20 protein-coding genes are annotated in these 25,553 nt (G+C 39.0%); 15 read left to right on the top strand and 5 right to left on the bottom strand.

The window, feature by feature from the left end:
• Positions 1-41 precede the first annotated feature (41 nt).
• The gene (locus tag HPT25_RS20295) at positions 42-455 is read right to left on the bottom strand and encodes an NUDIX hydrolase (protein WP_217269775.1); all 414 of its coding nucleotides are present in this window, start codon (positions 453-455) and stop codon (positions 42-44) included.
• Between the two features lie 155 nt (positions 456-610).
• Between HPT25_RS20295 and HPT25_RS20290 the strand changes: the two genes are divergently transcribed.
• From HPT25_RS20290 to HPT25_RS20280, 3 genes are read left to right on the top strand one after another with little or no spacing between them, the layout of a single operon-like run.
• Positions 611-2,143: a DUF4145 domain-containing protein gene (locus HPT25_RS20290; RefSeq protein WP_246277245.1), complete on the top strand. Its 1,533-nt coding sequence runs from the start codon at positions 611-613 to the stop codon at positions 2,141-2,143.
• A 21-nt stretch (positions 2,144-2,164) separates the two neighbouring features.
• Entirely contained in the window at positions 2,165-2,896 is a 732-nt protein-coding gene (locus tag HPT25_RS20285) for an ABC transporter ATP-binding protein (protein WP_173068419.1), read from the top strand.
• Positions 2,893-3,648, top strand: coding sequence for an ABC transporter permease (locus HPT25_RS20280; protein ID WP_173068416.1), 756 nt, complete (start codon positions 2,893-2,895; stop codon positions 3,646-3,648). Before HPT25_RS20285 ends, HPT25_RS20280 begins: the two co-directional genes overlap by 4 nt.
• Before the next feature lie 141 nt (positions 3,649-3,789).
• Here HPT25_RS20280 and HPT25_RS20275 read toward each other — a convergent pair whose 3' ends face one another.
• Both HPT25_RS20275 and HPT25_RS20270 read right to left on the bottom strand, forming a co-directional pair.
• On the bottom strand, positions 3,790-5,274 hold the full coding sequence (locus HPT25_RS20275) for an aldehyde dehydrogenase family protein (RefSeq protein ID WP_173068412.1): 1,485 nt from the start codon (positions 5,272-5,274) through the stop codon (positions 3,790-3,792).
• 385 nt (positions 5,275-5,659) lie between these two features.
• Entirely contained in the window at positions 5,660-6,337 is a 678-nt protein-coding gene (locus tag HPT25_RS20270) for a DUF421 domain-containing protein (protein WP_173068408.1), read from the bottom strand.
• Between the two features lie 630 nt (positions 6,338-6,967).
• Here HPT25_RS20270 and HPT25_RS20265 point away from each other — a divergent pair.
• The 11 genes from HPT25_RS20265 (at position 6,968) to HPT25_RS20215 (ending at position 22,285) form a co-directional block, all read left to right on the top strand.
• Positions 6,968-9,712 (top strand): bifunctional YncE family protein/alkaline phosphatase family protein, encoded by a 2,745-nt coding sequence (locus HPT25_RS20265; RefSeq protein WP_173068404.1) that lies wholly within the window; start codon positions 6,968-6,970, stop codon positions 9,710-9,712.
• Positions 9,713-9,831: 119 nt separating this feature from the next.
• Entirely contained in the window at positions 9,832-12,924 is a 3,093-nt protein-coding gene (locus HPT25_RS20260; protein ID WP_173068401.1) for an efflux RND transporter permease subunit, read from the top strand.
• Positions 12,925-13,146: 222 nt separating this feature from the next.
• A complete protein-coding gene (locus HPT25_RS20255; RefSeq protein WP_173068398.1) occupies positions 13,147-14,046 on the top strand; it encodes a TIGR01777 family oxidoreductase in 900 nt (299 codons plus the stop codon).
• A 285-nt stretch (positions 14,047-14,331) separates the two neighbouring features.
• A complete protein-coding gene (locus HPT25_RS20250) occupies positions 14,332-15,888 on the top strand; it encodes an acyl-CoA carboxylase subunit beta (protein WP_173068395.1) in 1,557 nt (518 codons plus the stop codon).
• 839 nt (positions 15,889-16,727) lie between these two features.
• A complete protein-coding gene (locus tag HPT25_RS20245; RefSeq protein ID WP_173068392.1) occupies positions 16,728-18,053 on the top strand; it encodes an MATE family efflux transporter in 1,326 nt (441 codons plus the stop codon).
• 321 nt (positions 18,054-18,374) lie between these two features.
• Positions 18,375-18,851, top strand: coding sequence for a hypothetical protein (locus HPT25_RS20240; RefSeq protein WP_173068388.1), 477 nt, complete (start codon positions 18,375-18,377; stop codon positions 18,849-18,851).
• 54 nt (positions 18,852-18,905) lie between these two features.
• On the top strand, positions 18,906-19,391 hold the full coding sequence (locus HPT25_RS20235) for a hypothetical protein (RefSeq protein ID WP_173068385.1): 486 nt from the start codon (positions 18,906-18,908) through the stop codon (positions 19,389-19,391).
• Between the two features lie 356 nt (positions 19,392-19,747).
• The gene (locus tag HPT25_RS20230; protein ID WP_173068382.1) at positions 19,748-20,248 is read left to right on the top strand and encodes a hypothetical protein; all 501 of its coding nucleotides are present in this window, start codon (positions 19,748-19,750) and stop codon (positions 20,246-20,248) included.
• 86 nt (positions 20,249-20,334) lie between these two features.
• Positions 20,335-21,267 (top strand): aldo/keto reductase, encoded by a 933-nt coding sequence (locus HPT25_RS20225; protein WP_173068378.1) that lies wholly within the window; start codon positions 20,335-20,337, stop codon positions 21,265-21,267.
• A 177-nt stretch (positions 21,268-21,444) separates the two neighbouring features.
• The gene (locus HPT25_RS20220; protein ID WP_173068374.1) at positions 21,445-21,825 is read left to right on the top strand and encodes a hypothetical protein; all 381 of its coding nucleotides are present in this window, start codon (positions 21,445-21,447) and stop codon (positions 21,823-21,825) included.
• Complete coding sequence (locus HPT25_RS20215) at positions 21,809-22,285, top strand: MltG/YceG/YrrL family protein (RefSeq protein WP_246277243.1); 477 nt, start codon at positions 21,809-21,811, stop codon at positions 22,283-22,285. Before HPT25_RS20220 ends, HPT25_RS20215 begins: the two co-directional genes overlap by 17 nt.
• A 42-nt stretch (positions 22,286-22,327) precedes the next feature.
• Here HPT25_RS20215 and HPT25_RS20210 read toward each other — a convergent pair whose 3' ends face one another.
• The gene (locus tag HPT25_RS20210) at positions 22,328-23,920 is read right to left on the bottom strand and encodes an acetolactate synthase large subunit (protein WP_246277242.1); all 1,593 of its coding nucleotides are present in this window, start codon (positions 23,918-23,920) and stop codon (positions 22,328-22,330) included.
• A 161-nt stretch (positions 23,921-24,081) separates the two neighbouring features.
• Here HPT25_RS20210 and HPT25_RS20205 point away from each other — a divergent pair, with 161 nt between their 5' ends.
• On the top strand, positions 24,082-24,600 hold the full coding sequence (locus tag HPT25_RS20205) for a nitroreductase family protein (protein WP_217269773.1): 519 nt from the start codon (positions 24,082-24,084) through the stop codon (positions 24,598-24,600).
• Between the two features lie 72 nt (positions 24,601-24,672).
• Here HPT25_RS20205 and HPT25_RS20200 read toward each other — a convergent pair whose 3' ends face one another.
• Complete coding sequence (locus HPT25_RS20200) at positions 24,673-25,509, bottom strand: SDR family oxidoreductase (RefSeq protein WP_173068368.1); 837 nt, start codon at positions 25,507-25,509, stop codon at positions 24,673-24,675.
• Between the last annotated feature and the right edge of the window lie 44 nt (positions 25,510-25,553).

Raw genomic sequence — 25,553 nt, 5'->3', positions numbered from 1 at the left:
AGTTACATAGATTGGAATAATCAAGGAGGTTTCATAAGAAATTATACCAACTCTGGCAAATCAAACACCTTATTTTTCTCAAAATCACTGACAATACCAGGGGATAAAAGGTATCTCAATTGGTCCTTCGTCGTCCATTTATACGCACTGTGCTCCTTTGATAGAGAAACTTCCTGATGATCACCATGACATAAGTAGGTTAAAATAACGACTTGTCTAGATGGATGGGTATTAAAAGTGGTGGCATATAAGATCCGATCAAATGTAACATCTAATCCTACTTCTTCTTTAATCTCCCGTCTTAACGCCGCTTCTAATTCTTCACCGAACTCTATTTTTCCACCGGCACACTCCCAAGTGCCGCCGCCGACTTCATCCTCAGCTGCCCGTTTAACGATTAAAACTTTACCATTATGTAGAATTAACCCTTTTACCACTACTACAATTGAATTCAATGGAATTCTCCTTCCAGTTATTTTTCATAAAATATCCTATCATTTGAATCTTGTTTTTAACAGTACAAAACAAGGAATATCAACGAACCTTTCCTCCTTGAAAGGTCTTAATATGATAGAATAATAGTAGTCATTTGGAACCGGAGGAAGAGAGAATGGACAAATATTTCTATCAATTTCTTGAACCTATTTCTAAAGAGTTGGCTTTGGTAGCGATGGAACTGGAAAAAAGCATTTATTCTAGTCCGCGAACGATGCTTACCCATGCAAGAGTCTTTGTGGAAAATATCTTACAGCAGGTAATCCTCAAAGAAAAACTGCCCGAGGAAGGAAGAGCAAATTTAAAAGAACGGCTTGATCTATTGAATGATCAAGGATATTTAACTCCCGAAATTCGCGATGCCCTTCACTATGTTCGCCAAATTGGTAACCAGGCCGCACATGACGCCCGTCCATTCCGGTTTTCCGAAGCATTATTGTCATGGGAGGCTTTATATAAAATAGTTAAGTGGTATGTGGAGGTGTACGGACCAGTCGATGTAACCGTTCCTGGCTATCAAGATCCTGCGCCAAAAACTGAACAAAAATACAATATGACTGAAATTGAAGTCAGATTGAAGTCATTGGAGGAACTATTAAGAAACCCAAATTCCAAACTGGAAGAAAGCACAGCCAGTAAAGAAACAGCAGCGACAGTAACTTATCCGTCAAAAGTACAGGAAATCCCAGGATTCACCACGATTCGTACCATTACATATAAAAGCCAAAAACTGGAGGTCCCATATTTTCTTCGCGATGCCTTCCTTTTACCCCAGCGCTTTGATAAGTCTGAAACCTTTTTAATCCGTCTGGGTGCCGAACAGCAAGCGAGGATCATAAGTGAATTACCGAACAGTCTTGAGGGGCTTCACAGACATGTAAAGCGCTACAGTGTAAAAAATGATGAACAGTTCTTTGAAGAATTAAAAGTATTTATTGAAGAGGAAAAAATTCGAAGAAAACTGATCATAGAAAGGCCTGGAGAACTCTTTTTCTTTTTCAAAACTGATCATATCGTTGTCACGGAAGAACTCGCCAAATTGCCGATTACAATAGAAGAGTTTACCGGTTTTCCGAGTCTCATTCGCCAATTAAACAATGATGAAATGTATAGCATTGGGCAGCTTCCGAAGGAACTTGTGATTCTGGCTAAGTATGAAAATGTCGGGACAGGAACAGTAGAGAAGCTGTTCGAACAGCTAAAGAAAAAAGCAGCGGAACGAAATAAGGATAACCAGCGGCTTGATCCGGCTGAAGAAAACCTAGGCTACAAAAAATGGGATACCCTGTATATTCATGTCAAACTTGGTGAAAGTAAAACAATTATTCGAGGAGAAAGTGTCCCTGCTTTATGGAAAGAAGGCTTGAGATGGATCGAAGCACATAAGCTGCCGCTTCATCAGTTTGTGAAAAGGGGCGTGATCCTTGACTCAACAGATGCTGGTACAAGGTATGCTCTCTCATTAAAACCGCTCCATCAAGATAATAAGAATTTTAGACAAAAACAAACTTATATATCTATAGTTACAGGTGAAACCTATTACCTTGAAACAAAAATGAACCCTAAATCCGGACTTGAAATACTTGGTAGTTTACTGACTCAATTAGGAGTGGAAGTAAAAATCCCGTTGCTGGAGGAAAAGGTGTAAATTCTATTTAAAAGGGGGCTGATGAACATGCCCATAAATGCTGTGATTAGATTTGAGCACGTCTATTATTCAGACGGAAAAAATCCGATTTTAAATGATCTAACAGGTTCGTTTCATGAAGGGAAAATTACCACTTTGGTCGGTCCTTCCGGAGCAGGGAAGACCACCTTATTTAAATTGTGTAACGGATTGATCTCACCAGATACAGGTCAAATTATTCTAAAAGATAAACCGATCGAGGACTATGATCCGCTTTCACTGCGCCGCGAAGTTGGGCTTGCGCTTCAAAGCGCCACAATGGTCAGCGGGACTGTTTGGACAAACCTGGCGCTGCCATTGACACTAAAAGGAGAACAGCTGCCCGAAGAGAAAGCAAAAGAGCTGTTGCAGATGGTCGGACTTGAAGACAAGTTTTTGAATCATCATGTGAAAGATTTATCCGGCGGCCAGCGCCAAAAAGTTTCGATCGCTCGAACACTTGTCAACCAACCAAAAGTTCTATTGTTAGATGAAATTACCTCGTCGCTTGATCGGGTTTCACAGCAAGAAATCGAAGAGCTGATCATCAAAATAAATAGGGAATATTCTACAACCATCATTTGGATCACCCATAACTTAGAGCAAGCCATTTCGATTGGTGACTTTTCTTGGGTTATGATGGGTGGAGAGGTGATCGAAGCTGGGGAAAGCCATATTCTGCAACATCCTCAGGATGAAAGGGTACAGCGCTTTGTAAGGGGGGAGTTAGATTGAATTTTGTATCATTATCACTAGCTCTTATTTTTGTCCTGATCCCGCTGCTATTATCGAAAACATTAAAGTTAGGTTTAGAAAAGGATGCCATCATTGCAACGATTCGTTCCATTATTCAATTATTGGTTGTCGGTTATATTTTAAAATTTGTTTTTGCATCAGAGAATTATCTTTTTATCACGTTGATGTTGATATTAATGATCGGAGCAGCAACGCAAAACGCAAGAAAAAAAGGAAAATCGATAAGAGGTATGACCTGGAAATTGGTGGTTACCTTTCTTTTTGTTGAGGTACTCACACAAGGAATCTTAATTGGCTTCCATATCACGCCGCCTACCGCACAATATATTATACCGATCAGCGGGATGGTGATTGGTAATTCGATGGTGCTTGCTATTTTATTTCTCAATCGTTTTACTGCAGAAGTGGAGGCGCGACAGGATGAAACGGAGCTAATCTTATCTTTAGGTGGAACGCCCAAACAGGCAATCCAGTCTTCGCTCATTGCTGCGATCAAAGCAAGCACAATTCCCACTGTTGAAAGTCAGAAAACTATTGGACTTGTCCAGCTTCCCGGGATGATGAGCGGGCAAATCATTGCTGGCGCTGACCCTGTTCAAGCTGTCCAATTTCAATTGCTGATCTTATTTTTGTTGCTAACGACAGCAGTAGTCACCAGCATCATGATTGGGTTCCTCTCCTATCCGACATTGTTTAATAAACGTATGCAAGTGATTAAGAGAAAAGCATGATGAAACAAGGCGGGGAAGTCTAGGCATGCGAGGCATTTGCCGATGGATGGAGCGTAAAACAGAAGTAACCGGACATTTTTTGAAGCCATAAAAAAGACCATTTGAAAGGAGTGCGCCACTCCATCAAATGGTCTTTCCATTTTATTTTACCGAAATCCAAACACTCTTCACTTCTGTATAGTTGTTTAATGCATAAGATCCCATTTCACGCCCCAGCCCGGATTGTTTAAAACCGCCGAATGGGGAAGCTGCATCAAAGGCATTATAGCAATTGACCCAAACAGTTCCGGCACGGAGGCGGCTGGCAATGTAATGGGCTTTGGAAACATCCTTCGTCCATACACCGGCAGCCAATCCGTATTGGCTATTGTTTGCGCGATCAATCAGCTCGTCAATGTCTTCATACGGTAGGGCAGTAATAACAGGCCCAAAGATTTCTTCTTTGGCAATCGTCATTTCATCGCGAACGTTGGCAAAGATTGTAGGAGAGACAAAATAGCCTTCTTCGAACGGTTTTTCACCGCCTACTAACAATTCAGCTCCTTCTTGGAGACCTTTTTCGATATAACCAAGTACACGATTTTGCTGCTCAACAGAAACGAGCGGTCCGATTTCCGTATCCGCATGCAATCCGGCACCTTGTTTGATTTTTTGGGCATGGCTGACCATGTCAGCTACTACATTATCAAATTGCTTTTTCTGGATAAAGACCCTAGAACCAGCACAACATACTTGCCCTTGGTTGAACATTACCCCGTTAAGTGCTCCTGGAATGGCTTGAGAAAGATCCGCATCCGGCAAAATAATGTTAGGTGATTTGCCGCCAAGCTCCAACGTTACTCTTTTAAGAGTTTTTGCAGCGCGTTCCATAATCATCTTTCCAACATCAGTAGATCCAGTAAAGGCAATTTTATCTACCAAAGGATGATCCACGAGCGGCTGACCTGCAGTTTCACCAAATCCTGGAACAATATTAACAACCCCTGGTGGAAAACCGGCTTTATCTATTAATTCAGCCAAATATAAAGCTGAAAGTGGTGTTTGTTCAGCAGGCTTTAAGACAACCGTACAACCTGTTGCCAGCGCAGCACCAAGCTTCCACATCGCCATTAGCAATGGGAAATTCCATGGAATGATCTGACCGACAACTCCAACGGCTTCATGACGAGTATAGTTAAAGTATGGACCATTGACTGGAATGGTTTGTCCAACGATTTTCGTTGCCCAGCCCGCATAATAACGCATATGTTCAATTGATAGCGGAATATCCGCAGCGGAGGTTTCGCGGATTGGCTTTCCGTTATCCAGTGTCTCTAATTGAGCCAACTCTTCACGGTGTTCTTCCATTAAATCAGCTAATTTATACATCAACCGGCTGCGTTCGGCAGTGCCCATTTTGGACCATGTACCTTGATCAAACGCTTTTCTCGCCGCTTTTACGGCACGGTCGATATCTTCCGGACCAGCTTCATAAACCGCAGCAAGCACTTCTCCAGTTGCAGGATTATACGTATCAAATGTTTTTTGAGAGAGACTTTCAACAAATTGACCATCAATATACAGCTTCTTCTTTCCTGTTAAAAATTTTTCAACATTTTCATTTACACTGATTGTTACTTGGCTCAAATGTTTTTCCTCCCTTTTTATGTAACTAGTAAACTCCAGAATTGGTAACGCTTCCAATTCCATTTCTAATCATATCATTATCAAAAACTAGTATTCAATCAAAAGAAGTATAAATATTCTGACAACAATCGACAGTATTTAAAGAGTGAAGTTGAACAACAAATGCGGTAGCACTATTAACGAAATTATCTGATCGAAAATGATAGATGCCCTATTTTGGTTTCAACATGATAAATGATCCAGCCGCAAATTCCGGGGAATATTTATAAAAGCAGACTCGAAAATTTGCGGCAGGGAAAAGAAAGGAACATGTTGGAAATAAACAAAAAAATTTATTCGATGTTGAATCCAAATGATAGTTTTCAGCTTTTTTATTGAAAAATTATTAGTTTATCCGTTGTAAGAATAGACCATCACCTTCAAGCCATTCTGCAAAAAAAACATCTTTGTACTCTGAAACGCCTTGTATTTCTAGTTGTTGGGTAAGCCACGTGTTATCGAAACCTAAATCATGGATTTCATCCCAAAATACTTGACCATCTTTAATAATGGTAACAGGAACATGCACTGCTTGATCAGGGAGCTGAAAATCTTTCTGTTTAGTCTTTTGATATTTTGCTTTTTTTAGAATGCTGATCGACCCATTTGATTCTAAATAGCAAAATGCCACCTCCCTAATGGAAAAAGTTTCGCTTTGCCGAAGCAAACTTTGCAATTGATTGATGTTCATTCTGCTTTTTCTTAATGCTTCACGATCAATCATTCCATTCTTTATAAGGGCGGAGGGCTTTCCCTCAACAAATCTTCGAAACCTTAGAAACTTTTGACCAATAAACTCTACAGTTAATAACAAAAACCCCCATAAACATATGGAGTAAATAATACTACTAATTTTAACCTTATGATCATATAACCCATTTCCCAACAATTCACCGAATACAATGGAGGAGATGAACGTAAATGGTGTAATCTGATTCATCATTTTCTTTCCGACAATTTTAACAGTTATAAAAAGAAAGGCAAAACCAATAATGAGTTTAGCCGTTAAATTTACTAAGTCCATTTCCACTGCAAACTCCTGTTCAAAAATTTCCGAGTATTCTTCGTTCTCTAATTGCTTATTCCCATATTATTGATTGATTTAAAAATATTATGCCTTTATTGCACTATAATAAACAAGTGATCAACCATAACCTTTATCCATTTGCTATTTAAGCAGGAACATACCAAAGATGAAGAACACAACCACGAACCGGAAACAAGAAAAGATCTTTCATAGCAGTGATGAAGGTTAAAACCGTAAACCGGAAACAGGAAAATGTCTTTCATACCAAGAATGAAGGAAAGTCTTAATCAAACAGCTCAAAACAAGAAAACCACAATATCTGTCCGTAATGAAAACTCGATTCGGACAGATACAATAAAGAAAGCTTTAACCCCAAACCCACTGGAACCTCCGCATTGGAATCAAGAAAAACTATTCTATCTATTACCCAACATACCCCATAGAAGAAATGCCTTTATGTTTTTTCATAAGGGTCCAATAAAATATTTTCATTCTAGTTCCTCTGGAATGGTAAAAAAGGCAGAAAAAACAAAATACTAACTTTACAATATCTTAATCAAGGATTTATAAACCAGAAGTATCCTAATCATGTAATTTTAAAACTATGAAATGATAGGAGTGAAGGGGATGCTAAAGAAATTCAGAAAAAAGAAACGGTTGTTTGCGGGGATTGCATTAAGCAGTATATTGATGGGGTCAGCGGGGGTGTATGCGGCACAAGAAGGTCTTTTTGGGTACAATCTGGTTGGAGAACAAGCGGATGGCTCTGTCCAAACTCCTGTAAACCAGTTAATCACACCTGCTGGAAAACAAATTGAATTTGGCGGGAACCCAATTTCTGTTGCGATTAATCCAAACGGAAAGACGGCGGTAACGATCGTGGGACGTAGCGATTATGGCGGAAAAGGTATAAATGTGATCAATCTTGCAAGTGGAATAATGAAAGCTCAGGATATCAACTTAGGACTTTCTCATATGTGGGGACTGGCATATTCAAAAGATGGCAGCCAACTCTATGCAACGGGTTCATCAGGCTCTACAGGAAAAGTGATCGTCCTGTCTGTTGCATCAGACGGCACTCCTTCTATCCAAAAAACTATCAATCTTCCATCTGCCTCAGTTGGCGGAAATATTAATCCGCTTGATATCACGGTTGCACCCGATGGCAAGCTGCTAGTTGCTTTGAACCGTGACAACAGCCTAGGAATCATCGATCCACAATCAGGTGCAATAACCAAAGTTGCCGTTGAAAATGCTCCTACAAGTGTTTTAGTCAATGGCAATATTGCCTATGTTACCAACCAAGGCGGACGCAAAGCCCAAGCAGGTGATACAACTGTTGATTCATCAGGCACACAAGTTGTAACTGATCATACAGGTGCCACAACAACAGGAAGTGTATCCGTAGTAGACCTCACGACAAATACTGTTGTTAAAAATATTCCAGTTGGTGTGCAGCCTGAACGGATGACACAGTCCGGACAGTACATATTTGTAACCAACACAAATAGTGACACCATTTCTGTCATCGATTCAAAAACAAATAATGTCGTCCAAACCATCGATGTCAAGCCATATCCAAATGCTCCAAAAGGTTCTGCACCTAACGCCGTTAAAATGGTGGATGGAAAATTAATGGTCAGCCTTGGACGTGACAACGCAATAGCAGTATATAATTGGCAAGGTCCCGATAAAACACCTGAATTGCAAGGACTATTGCCGACTGCTTGGTTCCCGGTGGATATCGCCGTAGATTCTGCCAATAAAAACCTCGTCGTTGCGAATGCAGATGGGATTGGCTCTCGCGGACCTGCACGTAATTTAACGATTCAGGGTATTACGGTTAACGGACACTCTTCTTATGCGCAAGAAGGATCTATTTCTTTAATCCCATTTCCAACTGCAATGGCATTAGCTAAGGGTACAAATCAAGTTTATATGAATAATAACTGGTACGGCTTAAAGGATCTAAACGCAAAGCCCCGTGAAAATAAGAAGCCTGTTGCAATGCCAGAACGAGTAGGTGAGCCTTCAACTATTAAACACGTTTTCTATATTATTAAAGAAAACAGAACCTATGATCAAGTATTAGGCGATCTTGGAAAGGGGAACGGAGAACCAGCATTAACACAGTTCCCTCAGCAAGTGACTCCAAACCTGCATAAACTAGCTAGCACCTTCCCGCTTTTAGATAACATGTATACTTCAGGAATTCAATCGGCTAGCGGACACCAATGGGTCATGCAAGGAACGAATACCGACTACGAGGATAAAGAAACAGATACAGCCAACGTAAAAAGTTATCCAGGTGGAGCAGGTGATGCAATGGCGTACGCACCGACCGGTCATTTATGGGATCAAGCTCTAAAATACGGTAAGTCTGTCGAAAACTTTGGGGAAGATACAACAGGCTTCACAGGTCCGGAGCCATACGGAAATTGGACAGACTGGTGGAAAGATTATCAAATTTTGTCTGGCCAGCAGCAAGGAACCCTTCATGTTCCGATCGGCGATTATTCTGCAACATCCGATATTCCATCACTTGGCCCGATTACGTACAAGCCGTTTCCTACCTTTGATACGAATATTCCGGATCAGTATCGTTATGAAATTTTCAAACAGCAATTTGAAAAGCATGTCAAAAATAATGACCTGCCAGCATTGTCCACCATGTGGGTAATGGATGACCACACAGCTGGAAATTCAACCAACAATCCAACACCACAGGCGATGGTTGCTGATAATGACCTTGCGGTTGGAAAAATTGTTGATCTGATTTCACACAGCCCATATTGGAAAGACTCTGTTATTTTTATCACAGAAGACGATGCCCAAAACGGATTAGATCATGTTGACGGCCATCGTGAGCCTGCATTTGTCATCAGTCCATGGGTGAAAAAAGAAATGATCAATAGCCATTATTGGACAGTAATTAACATGGTTCGCAGTATTGAACAGATTCTCGGATTGCCTGCCATGAACCAAAACGATGCAGCTGCAGAGCCAATGAGCGAGCTATTTACCAATAAACCGGACTACACTCCATATAACTTTTTGCCAAACGAAATCCCACTTGACACATTAAATGGACAGCCAGGCTCTAACACTGCAGCACTTGCCAACACGACGAATGTGACCCCGCAAACAAAAGAACTTGCGAAGCAGTGGACGGAATGGTCGAACAAACATAAAGCTGAATTTTCAGGCAAACACGCTGCCCCAGATGCAGTCAATGCCAATATGCTTAATCATTCAGTTTGGTATGCTACCAAAGGTTTTGATCAGCCTTATCCTGGTGAGAAAAAAGTACTTACACCTGATGAAGCGCAGCAACAGCCAGAAAGCAGCGCACCATCACCGGCAGACAATTAACCAGTACGTTATTTTGAACAGAAGAACGTTAGATTTAGCCGGAGCAATCTTATAAACTTAAATATTTTTAAATAGAAGGGAGAGCTCTATCAGGGCTCTCCCAGTTTGGAGATATTGACATGCAGCGATTAATAGATGTAACCAGGAAACGTGCCATTCTGATCGTCACCATGATTATGTTGATCGTCTTATGGGGAGCCATGTCCGCTGTTCAAATACAGCGGGATTATCTGCCGGAAATCAACAATCCTACGTTAATGGTCTCGGTCCGTGCTGACCAATTCCAGGCTGATCAAATAAAAGCGAAGATAACAGACCCAATCCAACAAGCTTTAAGAGTCGTAAATGGACTTGAGGACGTGGAAACAGATACTTTTAACGGAGGAACGGTTCTCAGTCTTAACTTTCCCATGAATTATAAAATGGAACAAGCTGAATTGGATGTTTCGAGAGCACTTGATGGAATTTCCCTACCAATAGGGGTAGAGAAACCTTTAGTTACTCGACTTAGTACTCATTCATTGCCCATTATGCGTATTCATATTGAAGGACTTTCACCCAATATCACAGAAAATATGCTGCGCACCTCGATTCAAGAAGGTGTAGTCAGTCAATTAAAAACAGTCCCCGGAGTAAAAGACATTCATGTCACTGGAGGTGGCAGTGCCGGATTTGCTGTAAATCTTCGCACGAAGGATTTAGATCGATTTGGATTAACCGTAGAAGACGTGAAACAATCATTGGAAGAGAACTATACAACTGGATTCGAGGGGGACGTGACAAATAACCAGATTTCTATTCCGATTCAAGTGGTCGGATGGAATATAAATCAACAAGATCTATTAAACTTGCCCATTCACGCTAAAGACGGGAAGATGTTCCGGCTTTTAGATGTAGCTGATATTTCGAATAGGATTGTCAATTTGCAAACTATCTCAAGATACAATGGGAAACCTAGTGTTCTCTTAGATCTATTAAAGACACCTTCATCCAATATTACGGATGTTTCGAAACGAATAAAGAGCAAAATAAAAGCTATACCCGAAGTTAAAAACCATGATATTCATGTATCCGTCCAACTTGATCAAGGTGAGCTAATCAACCAATCCTTATATGGTTTGATCAAAGAAGGCTTACTTGGCAGTTTATTTTCGATCATTTGTGTGTTTCTCTTTTTTCGCCAAGTCCGTTCTACCTTATTGATCGCTATTACATTGCCTATTTGTTTACTTACAACAATAGGTGTCCTGAACATGATGGATATCAGCCTTAACCTTCTTACGTTGTCAGGTCTTATTGTTGCGATGGGAAGAGTGCTGGATGACTCTATTGTCATTTTTGACAATATGACCCGAAAGGTATCTGAAGCGAAAGGGACGAAAAGCAGCCATTTGTTAGCAGATGCCGTATCAGAAATGATACCTGCCATAGTTTCTTCGACTTTAACCACTGTTGCTGTTTACATACCGATTGCTCTAGTTAGTGGGATGGTGAGTGAAGCATTCTCAGGTTTTGCCTGGTCAGTTGTTATTTCTCTTATTCTTTCATTGTTGGTTTCCATTTTTGTTGTTCCAGCACTATATAACCTTTTTTGGAAGGGAAAGCCTGCAGCAGCAAATGACAATTTAGTACCTATTGCCGATAAAATTCTCGTGAATGTTTTTAAAAATAAGAAAAAAGTGGTTATTACTGTCCTAGTGCTATTTTGCCTTTCTTTAACGAGTGAGGTATTTCTGCCGGTAGAATTTTTACCAGCAAGAAATCCAGTTGGAAATATTAGCGTACAACTGGAAATGCCCCAGAATTCATCTTTAATGGAAGTTAATGCAGAAGTTCAAAAAGCAGAAGCAATATTGAAAGCTAATCCGCGAGTGGAATCTTTTTCCTCAGGCTTGGGGTCCTCTTTTACACCACAGTCTGATGATGTATTTGACACGGGAGGGGGCTGGATTCAACAGCCGAATATTGCCAATTTATCCATTGCCGTTAAACAAAGAACAAATGTTGATGCTTTCATTTCTGAATTGCAGAAGCAATTATCTTCATTGTCAAACAAAGCCATTTATACGGTCTCTAGTCAAAACATGAGCGGAGATGATACCCAAATAAAAATTAATTTGACAGGTGCAGATAACGATACGCTTGAATCGGCGGCACAATCTATTAGAAACCAGTTAAAACTAGTGCCAGGACTCGCTGTAAATGGAGCAGCAGATGCCGAAGATCGTACAAACCAATATCAAATTCAACTTAATCGGAAAGCAATTGAAAGTAATGGAGTGAAATTGCGGGATGTAATCAATCGCATTCAACAATATACTTCTGATGGAACAAATGGGTTTATCATGATGAACCAGAACGAAATTCCAATTGTTCTTCACACAGACGTACAAAAAGACTATAAGAAAGATATTTTTTCCTTAATGGCTAAAGAGACATTTCTTAATAACAAGGGAAAAAAGGTGACTTTGGACCAACTCGCACTCCTGCTTCCTTCCAGTACATCTGCGATCCAAGAGAAGGATAGCAAGCCATATGCTTCTGTAACAGCCACGATCATTTCAAGGGATATTGAAAAAGTAACAAACAATGTGAAAGATATGCTGAAAAAATTACCGTTGCCTCAGAATGTTCACTATTCTTTTGCAGGTGCGCCTCAGCAGGTGTATGAAATGATCTATGAAATGGCTATCGCTTTATTCTTTTCTTTGTTAATAGTATTACTAATCATTAGTGCCTTATTTCGGGGTTGGAAAGCTCCTCTCTCTGTGTTACTCTGCCTTCCACTGGCCTTTATTGGATCTGTTATTGGAATGACAATCTTTCGATTAGAATGGAATCTTCCCGCATTGGTGGGAATGATGATGCTGACAGGGATCGTGGTAACAAACGGAATTGTCCTAGTTGATAAAATTGAAAGGAACATCGCTTCAGGGCTAAAGATGGAAGATGCCATCTTTAATGGAACACTTTCAAGGACTCGTCCAATTCTGACGACGGCTTTGACAACAGTTCTTGCACTGTTGCCATTATCACTTTCAACAAGTACTGATACGGTTATTTCGCAAACACTTGGGATTGTCGTCATTGGAGGGCTGATCAGTTCAACATTTATTAGTTTATTTGTTATTCCTCTCTGTTATCATTGGCTACATCGATTTCGTCTAAATTCAAAAAAAGTGATTTTGAGGATGGAGAAAATAACTGGTTAAACCAATATATTAGGTTAAACGAATGAGCTACAAAGTAGCAGAGAATGACCGAACATGATGGATGCATGTTCGGATTCTTTTTGTGGTAAAAAAAAAAGGTGTATGTCAATATATAGATACTATTGTGTGGCATGAATGAATTATGCTGATTCCCGATGAATCGGAGAATGTAGGTTTTGTATACAGTTAAGGTTTTGTACAAAAAAGCATTGGAGTGTAAACATGAAAATCGTAATTGCCGGGGGATCTGGCTTTATTGGACGGAAATTAATCAACCTTCTTCTTAACGAAAACCATGAAGTGGTCGTTTTGACTAGAAAAGAGAAATCATCTTCATCTCAAGTACAATATATCAAATGGCTTGAAGAAGGAATTTTTCCGGAAAAAGAAATACAAAAAGCAGATGTAATCATCAATCTGGCAGGCACATCCATTAATGACGGCCGTTGGACTCCCAAACATCAGAATGAAATTTATGAAAGCCGTATGACTTCTACAGACGAGCTGATAAGAATCACAGCGGCATTGCCTGAAAAGCCATTTGTTTTTATCAATGCTAGTGCGATCGGAATTTACCCATCCTCATTTTCGGAAGTATATACGGAAAAATCGAAACTTGTTGCAGATGATTTCCTCGGTAAAACGGTCCATGACTGGGAAAGAAAGGCTGAAAGGGTGAAGGAACTCGGCATACGTACAGTATATCTGCGATTTGGCGTTGTGCTCGGTGAGGACAGCGGCGCCCTCCCACTCATGGTACTACCTTATAAAATGTATATGGGCGGAACACTCGGATCAGGAAGGCAGTGGGTTTCATGGATCCATGTTGACGATGCTGCCCGAGCCATTATTTTCTCTTTGGAAAATAGTGAGTTAAGCGGCCCGGTTAATGTGACAGCACCGAATCCACAACAAATGAAAGAATTTGGTCAAACGATAGCAAGTGTGACCCGCAGGCCTCATTGGCTGCCAGTACCAGAAGTGGCATTAAAAATGATCCTTAGGAGAAAAAGCTCACTAGTCCTTGAAGGGCAGCATGTTTTACCTGAAGTTTTAAGCCATGCAGGCTTTAAATTCCAGTTTCCGACACTCGAACCTGCATTAAGAGATTTATTAGGTTAAAAACATATTACAAAAGTTTCATACAGTGGATCTCTCTAATGATTGGTTAAGAGTACACTGTCTTATCCTAAGTAAATGTACCTTGTTGCTTTTTACAATAATTGATGGATGCAGCCTTCAGCCTGCAAGAAACATTTTTTAAAAAATACCGGGTGATTTCAATGCCTGGTATTTTTTATATATTTAAGGGAATATTCTGTGTTTACCAGAAATAGATTGGAAATTAGACTAGTATTCTTTCTTTAATGTCTGAGGAGATTAACCATTTTCAAAGGAGGAATCATTTTGTCTTGGGAAGAGGAAATCAAGGAGCTGCGGTCTAGAGAATCGTTAGCCTATCGGTTGGGCGGAGAAGAGCGGGTTGCTAGACACAGAGCAAATGGCAAATTAACTGTAAGGGAAAGAATTGAAAAATTACTGGATCCCGACAGTTTTCATGAAATCGGAGCCATCGCAGGTAAAAGCAAATATGATGAGGATGGTTATTTACTTGAATTTATGCCAGCCAATTTTATCTTAGGCACTGGGAAAATTTTGGGAAGTAAAGTGGTGGTTGGAGGTGATGATTTCACTGTCAGAGGCGGAGCAGCGGATGGAGCGATCATCGGCAAACAAGTGTATGCTGAGCGGATGGCCCATGACCTTCAGATTCCTATTATTCGCCTTGTTGATGGAACTGGCGGCGGTGGCAGTGTAAAGTTCCTGGATTCGGAAGGATTTACGTATGTTCCTGTAAATCCGGCTTGGGATTTAGTAGTTGGAAATTTGGAGTTAGTTCCTGTTGTTTCAGCCTGTCTTGGCTCTGTAGCAGGACTAGGAGCTGCCAGAGTGGCCGCTTCGCATTTTTCTGTCATGGTTGAAGAGACATCACAATTATTTGTGGCTGGGCCGCCTGTGGTTAAGTTTGGGATGGGACAAGATTTAACCAAAGAGGAATTAGGAGGAGTCCAGGTACATCGAACAAGTGGAGCAGTGGATAATATAGCAAAAACAGAGGAAGATGCCTTTGAACAAATCCGTACCTTCCTTTCTTATCTGCCTCCAAGTGTATGGAAGCTTCCGCCTGTTTTATCCACACAAGATGACCCTTCTCGAAAAGACGAACGTTTAATCTCCTTTATACCAAAAAACAGAAAAACACCATATAAAATAAGGGAGCTTTTACCCATGATTTTTGATCAAAGCTCCATTTTTGAAATGGGAAGATATTATGGTGGAGGTACACTTACCTGTTTTGCGCGGCTTGATGGATATTCTGTTGGTGTTTTAGCAAGCGACCCGTATGTTAATGGAGGGGGACTAACCGCTGAAAGCTCCGATAAAATAGAGAGATTTGTTGACCTCTGTCAGACATTTCATCTGCCGATCGTGAATTTAGTCGATCAGCCTGGCATGGTCATTGGCTTGCCTTCAGAGAAAAAAGGAACGATTCGAAAAGGAGTTCGTGCCATTGCAGCCATTTATCAAGCAACGGTACCGATGGTTGAAATCATAATCCGCCGTGTTTTTGGAGTTGGCGGCGCCGGAATGAGTAACGGTCATGGATTAAATTTACGATACGCTTGGCCTTCAGGAGATTGGGGTTCACTTCCGGTTGAAGGCGGTGTACATGTTGCCTATCGCCGCGAGCTTGAGGCGAGTGATCATCCAGATGCATTACTGAAAGAGCTATTAGATCGAATGGAATCGGTACGATCCCCCTTTCGAACTGCTGAAGCTTTTGGAATTGAAGAAATAATTGATCCTAGAGATACCCGACCATTGTTATGTGATTGGGTGAAAGATGCATACGAACTGCTCCCTCAACAACTTGGACCATCAAAACATGGGATGCGGCCTTAAAGGTGAAAAAAGAGGGGAAATATGAGCAGTATAGGAAAAGGGACACTGTTTGCGGTTAAGCCGTTCTCTTTTGAGGTACAAGTAAATGATAAAGGAAATTTTTAAAAAAGTATAAAGGCAGTGGATTTCGAAATGAGATCTCACTGCTTTTTTAATAAATAGGCTCTTTTATAGCTGAATGTTGATTTCACTGAGTTAGAAAAATAAACGGTAAAAATCCGTTTAAATTGGGAAATACCCCTATTTCCTTAAAAATAAAGGAAGTTTTTCCTTTTATATGATCCAAATCTTTGGATTTTGTCTTATTTAGAGCAGTTAATCGGAATATCTCCGCTTATATCTGCTTCTTAAACTTCATCTGGATACATTAGCCGGAAATTCTCCGCTTATGAATTCTCGTACCTACACGAAAATCAACAATGAATAATAACAGAGCCTAAAAATAAAGGAAGTTTTTCCTTTTATATTATCCAAAACTGTGGATTTTGTCTTATTTAGAGCAGTTAATCGGAATATCTCCGCCTAAATCTGCTTCTTAAACCTATTTATACATTAGCCGGAAATTCTCCGCTTATGAATTCTCTTGCCTGCACGAAAATTAACAATGAATAATAATAGAGTCAATAAATAAAAAGGAATTATAAAGAAATAATGATGATAATATGCATATATGTACATAAATTGATGTTAATATATTAGAAATATTACGAAGAAAAATTAAATGAAATAAATAGCATCCCCAGGATGAAGTTGCTAATTGCTCAAAACTGATCAGGAACATCATCACCACTAGTTAATATAATTTTAGACCCAATTGTTAAAGAAAGAAGGCACATTTTTTGTATATTCCGAGCAAAGCAAAAAAAGTTTTTAATATTGCAATACCAGCCATTGGCGAATCGTATCTTCAAAGTTTACTGGGAGTCGTAGACTCTTTTTTTATTGCAAGGTTAGGTCTTCTGGCTATAAATGCAGTAGGTGTTACCAACATCTACAGTATGACGTATATTGGGGTTTTTTCAGCTATTTCTGCTACACTTTCCGTATTTTTATCGAGAGCATTTGGAGCAAAAGATGAAGAACGAAGCAAATCCGTTATTTTTCACGGTCTCTTTATATCGATCCTAATAGGACTAGTCTTTTCTTTGATTTCCGTTGTTTTCGCTAATCCATTGCTAACAATGGTTGGGGCTAACAGGCAACTGAAAAACACAGCTATCATATATTTTAAAGTGGTTTTAGGTCTCACTCCATTTATTGCATTGTTTACTGCTCAATCTGCATCCTTTCGAGCTGTTGGGGATACAAGGACCCCTTTCAGAGTGGGTATTGAAATGAATGCAATTCATATCGTTTTGGATTATGTTTTAATTTTTGGATTAGGACCATTCAAAGGAGTAGGAATAACTGGAGCAGCAGTTGCAATGATTTTAGCAAGGATATATGGTTTCTTACGACTGTTCATCATATCGCAGCGTATGCCATCCATAGCTTTGAAAAGCAGGGATTTTAAAGTCATTTGGAACATTGTAGGTAGCATGATAAAATTTGCGATTCCTGCCGTATTAGAAAGAATAAGCATGAGAATTGGGCAAGTTGTTTATTTCGGTTTAATTGTTCGCATGGGAACAGAAACTTATGCGACCCACAATATTGCAGGAACATTAACCACATTTGCCTTTACAGTCGGTGGAGGATTTGCTGTAGCAGCAAGCACTCTAATCGGACAAGCAATTGGTGAAAAAAATTATTCAGATATGAAGGAATATCGGAAATGGAGTTATATTCAATCGGCAATTTCCATGACCGTTATAACGGCAATATTAGCAATTTCGAGTCCTTGGATAGGCGCAATATTTACTCATAATAAAACTGTCATTCACCTATTAGGAATTATTTTATTAATCGATACATTTTCTCAGCCGTTCTTAGCATCAGTTACTATTGATACATCAGTCGTTCAAGCTGGGGGTAACAGTAAATTCCCCATGGCGGTTACTATGATTGGTATATGGGTTGTTCGAACATTAGGTGTTTATATCTTTGCATGGAAACTTGGATTTGGATTACCGGCCGTATGGATTTCCATTGCAGTAGATAACGCTTTACGAGCCGTTCTTTTTGCATGGTACAGAAAAAGTAAGAATGTAATTAGGGATTTATAACAAAAAATATATAACACGGCTGTTAAACCTTCCGTTTTATATTTTATCTGAGATTGTATACTGTATTGTTATTAATCCTAAACGTTGTGCAGCAGTTTTCAAAATGAGGTAGAAGGAAATTAAAATATTCACGAAAAATTGATAAGAAATATTTGGGGTTAAGTTGGATTAAATATAACTTTTCCCTTTCCTTTTGCAAATGGTCTCTCCAAAAACAAAATCCTTCTCCATATTAATCTAAACTTATGCTGACAGTTTCCCTTTTTTAAGTTTAAGACGGTTATGTTAAAATAAAGGTGACTAAAAATTTGGAGGCAATCAATGCTTAATTTTGAAGAAAAACTTGCTATTATCGAATCTTTTCCTGAACTCGAACGAGTGAACGTTTCCCTAGGGAGGGTTAATTTTCAATTTAATGAAAGTATATACGATAAGAAAAATGTAGTTTACCACCTTCACCCAAATGGAAATGGCTTCATTTATGCCGGCCTTTTATCAAATTATCCAACCAATGAAAAGGGGTTAGTGAATATCAGAGATTATTCAGCTGAAGATTTAAAGCAAATTATAAAAGAATCCATTCGCAGTCTTTCTGGAGCTGAAAAACTCGTGGCTGAAGCTGCCATTATAGGTGATCAGCAGGCGGAACGCTGGGTGAACGTTGAAAAGGAAACACTTCTGTTAATCCAGGAGCTAGATGTCTGGAATATTTATTTTGGATTAAATCTCGAAGAAACTTTCGATACGCGTGAAGAAGCAGAAACGTTTTTATTGGAGGAAGGTTTTAAAAAGCTTTAATGGACCTATACCCGATTTAATACTCTCTTTAACTAAGATTAGGAGGGAATATGAATGTTTTTCATTGCTGTTATCATTATTATTGTTTTAGTTTATTTTTTAATTATCAGACCACTTACTAACCGGAATCGGCCGCAAATATATGATTCTAGAAGGGGCTATTATGAACGACCGGACTATTATGGACCACCAAATCAGACGGAATTTGGCCGATTAGGAACATTTGCCGGAGGAATGGCCGCGGGCGCCTTGCTCACCTTTTTGTTTGAACAGGGGAGGATTGGCTTCGATCAATTTAATGCCTTGCAAAACCTCGAAGATCATGAAATCATGAGAGAATTAATGGACCAAAATATCATTCAGGAGCATGAAATTGACCGCCTGCAAGATGAACTAAACCAATTTCAAGGGGATAACCAAGGAATTTGGGATGACCGACGCCGTGATGATCCAGATAATATCGACTACAACGATCAAAACGATTTCCAAAATGGTGATGATGTTGGCGGTTGGGACAATAATGATGATAATTGGGTTTAAATAGGTTTTATAAAAAGTAGAAGTGTTTCATCATTTGCCAGGTATCAAATGCCCTGGCTTTTTTCTTTTTGTATATTTAATCAATATTGATCACTAACGTTTATTTTACTAAGTACTTAGACGCTGCTCGCTCTCTTTTTCATGTAAAGCTCAATTCCTATAATAAGTACTTTAATATTGTTGAGACGAAACAAAAATTCAATATTTATTTAGGTAGGTATCATCGCCAGTTAATTACAAAATTGACACTTGTTAAGCTTTTTTTATAGTATAGGAATGATCATTTAAGAGTTATAATGAAAGAAATTGAGCGTATATTCGATCTTTTAACAGTTTGATTTTTTGGAGGAACAAGCATGACGGGTGTTAGTTCAGTTAAATTTGATGGTAAAGAAATTCTAGTATTTAATAGTGCAATTTACATCTTTGAAGCCAGTTCCGGTCTGACTTTGGAATTGGATATCATAGTTAGTGAGATAGTGCTAAGGAAATATCAAAAGGAAGAAAACCTTATAGTGGAAATTGGATTAGAGGACGGAAGAGTAATCCATTCTATTATGCACGTTAAAGCGTTAACGGGGATGCTGCCGCAGCTTCATTTATTTTGTGAGATTGATGACATTCAAGAATATGAGAATTTTGACCGAGTCAATGAAAATGATCCTTGGTTCCCTGATATAGAAGCCGGAATTACATTAGCAGATATTAGAAAAGTAGAAATGCCCAATGAAGATGTAACTTTAAAATTAAAACTGCCGATTGACCAAGTGGAATGGTTAAAAGCACAGAAAAAAAGCCAATTGAATGAAATGTTTGAAAAATGGATTAATGCCCATTTGACAAACATGAAATCATAATAAATATTTAGTAAATGCAAAACATTCGGAATAAAATACCAATGATGCTATGATAATGATATTGAAACGAAAGGGGTTGTAAGGGAATGACAAAGCACATTCGAATTGGTCACACAGACTTGTATGTAAATCCAATAGGATTAGGAACAAACGCTGTTGGGGGACACAACCTTTTTCCTAACCTTGATGAAGAAGCTGGAAGAGAATTAGTTCTCACAGGACTGGCAAATGGAATTAATTTTTTAGATACGGCTTTTATCTACGGCCCGAAACGTTCCGAAGAAATCATAGGTGAAGTAGTTAAGGAAGCTGGGAATCGTTCTGAAATTGTCATTGCCACAAAAGCAGCCCACAAATTTGTCGGTAATGTAGTCGTTATTGACAATTCACCTGCATTTTTAAAACAATCTGTAGAGGAAAGTCTACAACGACTGCAAACAGATTACATAGATTTATTTTACATCCATTTTCCCGATCAGGACACTCCAAAGGATGAAGCGATTGGAGCATTAAAACAATTGAAGGATGAAGGAAAAATCAAGGCAATTGGTGTCTCAAATTTTTCCATCGAGCAATTAAAGGAAGCCAACAAAGATGGCTATGTAGATGTGTATCAAGGGGAGTATAATCTATTAAACCGCCGTGCTGAAAATGAATTATTACCATATGCAGAGGAACACAAAATTTCCTATATACCATACTTTCCGCTTGCTTCGGGATTATTAACCGGAAAATATAACAAAAATACGGAACTAAGTGAAGGCATGAGAAAAAGGCCGCAATTTAGTGAAGGTGTCTATGAGCAGAACCTAGAAAAAATTGAACATATTCGGCATATAGCTTGGAACAAAGGGGTAGAGGTGGCCCATGTTGTTCTTGCTTGGTATTTTACACGACAATCGATTGATGTGGTCATTCCAGGTGCAAAACGGGCTGAACAGGTACTAAATAATTTAAAAACATTGGAAGTTCAATTAACCAATGAGGAAATAAAAGAAATCGACCGGATTTTTTCTTGATGATCTTTGGTTAAAGCACTCGTTTGGGTGCTATTTTTTTATGATGAAAGATTTAAAAGAAGGAGCACATATTGTCATTTATCTCCGACTTTTTTCGTGTTTTGTAGAATTTAAGTGAAATTTAATATTGTCGTAGTATAATAATAACTTGTATTCAATAAAAGGAGGAAACATTGAATGTTTTGGACTTTAGCAGGATTGTTTGTGATTTCACTTGTATTGCTAATTTTCTCCATTATGAAGACTTCACAAGCTGCAAAAAAGGAACATGAACAAATTGATATGATGCATATTTCTACAATGAAAGAGATCAACGCTCTTCAAGACTCCGTTCGGAATCTGGAGCTTGATTTGGAAGTGGTAATTGAAGCTTCCGGATTTCAGCTTTCATCTGAAGAGAGGATTTTCATGCGCGAGGTACTAGATTTATATAAACGTAGTTATTCAATTGAGAACATCGCAGAATTAAAGCAGGTACCGGTCAGTGAAATCGAACAAATAGTTGCTCCTTACCAACAAGTAAAGGATGGAGGGAGAAAAGTTGCCGTTGAGAATTAACTTATTAAGCAGCTTTGCAGCAGGATTACTAATCGCCACAACGATCAGTGGCACGGTCTATCTCTCCAGCCAAGGTGGAAGTTCGAAACCAGTCGCTAAAACAACTGAAACGGAAATGAAAAAGATTCTGGAAACAAACGGATATGTCGTGCAGACAAAAGCTGATTACGACAAAACCATAGCGAATACAAAGTCTGTTGTGTCATCAGCGAAACAATCTGCTGATAAACCTATCAATTCTAGTAAAACTGCTACAACAGTGGTAGTGAATGTATCACAGGGGATGACCAGCATTGACATTGGAAGAATGTTAGTAAAAGCAAATATGATTCCGAATGCCTTTAATTTCTCACAGGATATCCAGAAAAAAGGATTGGAGAAGAACCTGAAACCAGGCATATTTGTTGTCAACAGTGCAATGACCTATAATCAGGTGATATCTACCATTTTTAAGAAATAAACATAGAGTGCCTGACACCACGGTGTCAGGCACCTGTTTTATTTACGAAAGAACAACATCAATCAGTACCATTTCATCTAATGTAATTGTTTCATTAAAGTGTTTTTTAAATTCGACCAGATTATTTGCTCGCATACTTTTGATACCGAAGCTTGCGGCTAATTGTAAAAAGTCGGGATTTTGGAAGTTTGCACCGTAACTTTTGCCAAACTTTTTGTCCATTTGTTGGACCTCAAGCTTTAACATGGAATCATTGATAATAATGATCATAAAAGAAAGACCTAACCGCTTGGCAGTCTCTATTTCAGCAAAATTCATTAATGCTCCGCCATCACCAGTGATACAAATTACAAGAGAATCAGGCACAGCTAATTTGGCGCCGATTGCACCTGGCAGTGAGATTCCCATTGATGCCAATCCATTCGATATGATTACCTGATTTGGTTTTTTTGGATGATACGTACGGGCTATGGACACTTTATGTGCCCCGACATCCGAAATGACAATGGTGTGATCAGGTATCATATTTTCTACATGGTTTAAAATATTTTCAATCGTAAATGGAAGCACGTCCGTTAAGTTCTGGTGATCTATTATGTTATACGCTGATTTCAATTGTTCCTTTAAATTTCCTGCAGGTGCCCAAGATTTATTAGGAAGCCCTAAGTGAGATAGACAATTCAAGATTTTCTTTATATCTCCAACTAATTCTGCCTTTACAGGATAATATTCATGAACCTCAGCGGGAAGGGAATCAATGTGTAATATAGGAAATTTCTTTTTATTCCACTCTTTAGGAAGCTTTTCCACAAAATCGAAACCAATTACGATCAGTAAATCAGCTTCATCTATTCCAGATAAAACCATGTCATTCTCATTAAATCCAAACGTAAAATAATTCTGCGGATGTTCTTTTGCCAGCACACCTTTTGCCATAAAACTGTGAACCGTTGGTACTTTTAGTGCATCAATAATCGTTTGAATTTCCCTACTAGCATCATGCCTGCAAATACCATTTCCCATCACGATAAATGGTTTCTTATGTTGCTCAATCAACATTTTCGCTGTTTGTATGGCTTCATCAGAAGGGATCATATTAGGTAAAGGAGTAACGGGTAAAGGTGTATTCGGAATCATTTGTGTTGAAAAATTTTCCGGCAATATAATTGCCACTGAACCTGGTTTTTCCAATTGGGCGATTCGAAAGGCTTTGCGAATGGTTGTTGGGACAGACTGGGCTGTTTTTATTTGCGTACTCCACTTAGTAATGGGTTCTAATACTCTTACCATATCAACAAACTGGTGAGACTCCGGATGCTGCCGTTCAACTCCAGCTTGTCCGATAAGTGCTACAACTGGTGAATGATCAAGATGTGCACTGGCTATACCAGTTAAAAGGTTCGTGGCCCCTGGTCCCAATGTAGATAAACAAACGCCCGCTTTTTTGGATAATCGTCCGTACACATCTGCCATAAATGCTGCACCTTGTTCATGTCTGACATTCACCCATTGTATTTGTTTTGATCTTGATAATGAATCGGCCAGATCTAGTGTTTCAGTGCCAATAATGCCAAATACATATTCTACGCCTTCGTTTTCCAAGCATTGAACTAATACGTCGGTTGTTTTCAACATGACCTCCTCCTTATGTATGAATCATATATCTAGTTTTTACCAATAATGTAGAGAGTCATCCAGTTGAAAAAAATAAAGGGATGGACAACCTGTAAAAAATCAATTCACTTTTCACAAGATAATAGGCATGTTGTTAGAAATAAATTGCAATAAATATTACAATGGTCAAAGAAGAAAAAAAAGGGGAGATTCCAGTGACGATCATTGAAGTAATAAAATCACGCAGAACCATTAAAAAATTCAAATCCGATCATGTCGATCAGCAGCTAATTAAAAAATGGCTGGATGCAGCGGCAATGGCACCCAATCATCGTATGACCGAGCCTTGGGAAATATATTTTATCGGCCCAGAAACAAGAGGGAAGTTAAATCACAAAACAAACTTTGGGAATGCCCCTGTTGTAATTGCCATCATTTCAAAACAAGGGGCTACCGTTGTAGAAACAGAAGAAAATAAAGCTGCTGTATCCTGCTTTATCCAAAATTTCATGTTAGCTGCATGGGATGAAGGGGTTGGAACATTTTGGTCCTCAATAGGAATGAAAGAGGGGAATCGTGAACTTATGAGTATACCTGAAGACTACGATTTACTTGGGATGTTTGGAGTAGGCTATCCTGAAGAGATTCCGGATCCAAAGCCTCGTACAGAAATAGAAAATAAGATCAAAAACCTGCCTTAAATGATGTCATGTGCCCAAAACAAGCTTATTCATTTGTTTCGGGCACAATAAATAAAATGATGTAGAAATTCCTTAATGTTTCATTTTCGTCATAATAAACTTTTCAAGTAGTTTCCATGGCATGGCATTTTTCAGAATGAGATTTGTTTTTACCCCTTTTCCAATTGGATACCGCAGTTTGGGTGAACTTGGCTGTGAAGCGATTTTTGCCGCGAGCTTTGCTACTTCCGCTGGATTGCCAAAATTCCGTTTATCACTTTCAATTTCTTGTAAAATAACATTTAAATATCGAACGTAGGGTGACTCAGGATCTTTATCAATCTTGTCGATCGTTTTCCAAATATTCGTTTGGTAAGATCCAGGCTCAATCAAAGATACATCAATTCCAAATGGTTTAAGTTCCAGCCTTAAACTTTCACTATAGCCTTCAAGTGCATGCTTGGATGCTGTATAGGCAGAAAGTCCGGGAAATCCGATCTTTCCACTTATGCTGCTAATATTAATAATTCTTCCGTGTTTGTTTGCCCTCATAAAAGGAAGAACTGCATTGGTTACCGCGATTACTCCGAAAAAATTTGTTTCAAATTGATACTTGTAGTCTTCAATCCCAAGCTCCTCGCTAAAACCGCCCAGTGCAAAACCAGCATTGTTGATCAAGACCGCGATATTCGAAAATTCCGTTAGGTACTGATTAAAGGTATCAATGGATTCTGATGAGGTTACATCTAGTTGCCTTACATGTATGAATTCCTGTAATTGCTTTTCTTTCGTGAGGTTTAATAATTCTGTTGCTTTAGTTACATCTCGCATCGTGGCTATAACCGTGAAACCGGCTAAAGCCAATTCAACGGCACAAAGGAGGCCGAAACCGCTTGATGATCCAGTAATGATGGCAGTTTTTCTTTTCATGAATTTCTCCTTAGTATCATTTCTTAAAATCAATCAAACCCCCA

The organism is Neobacillus endophyticus, from assembly GCF_013248975.1.
Taxonomy (GTDB): Bacteria; Bacillota; Bacilli; order Bacillales; family Cytobacillaceae; genus Neobacillus; species Neobacillus endophyticus.
Note: the sequence above shows the minus strand (reverse complement) of the source record. Positions and strands in the feature narration are given on the sequence as shown.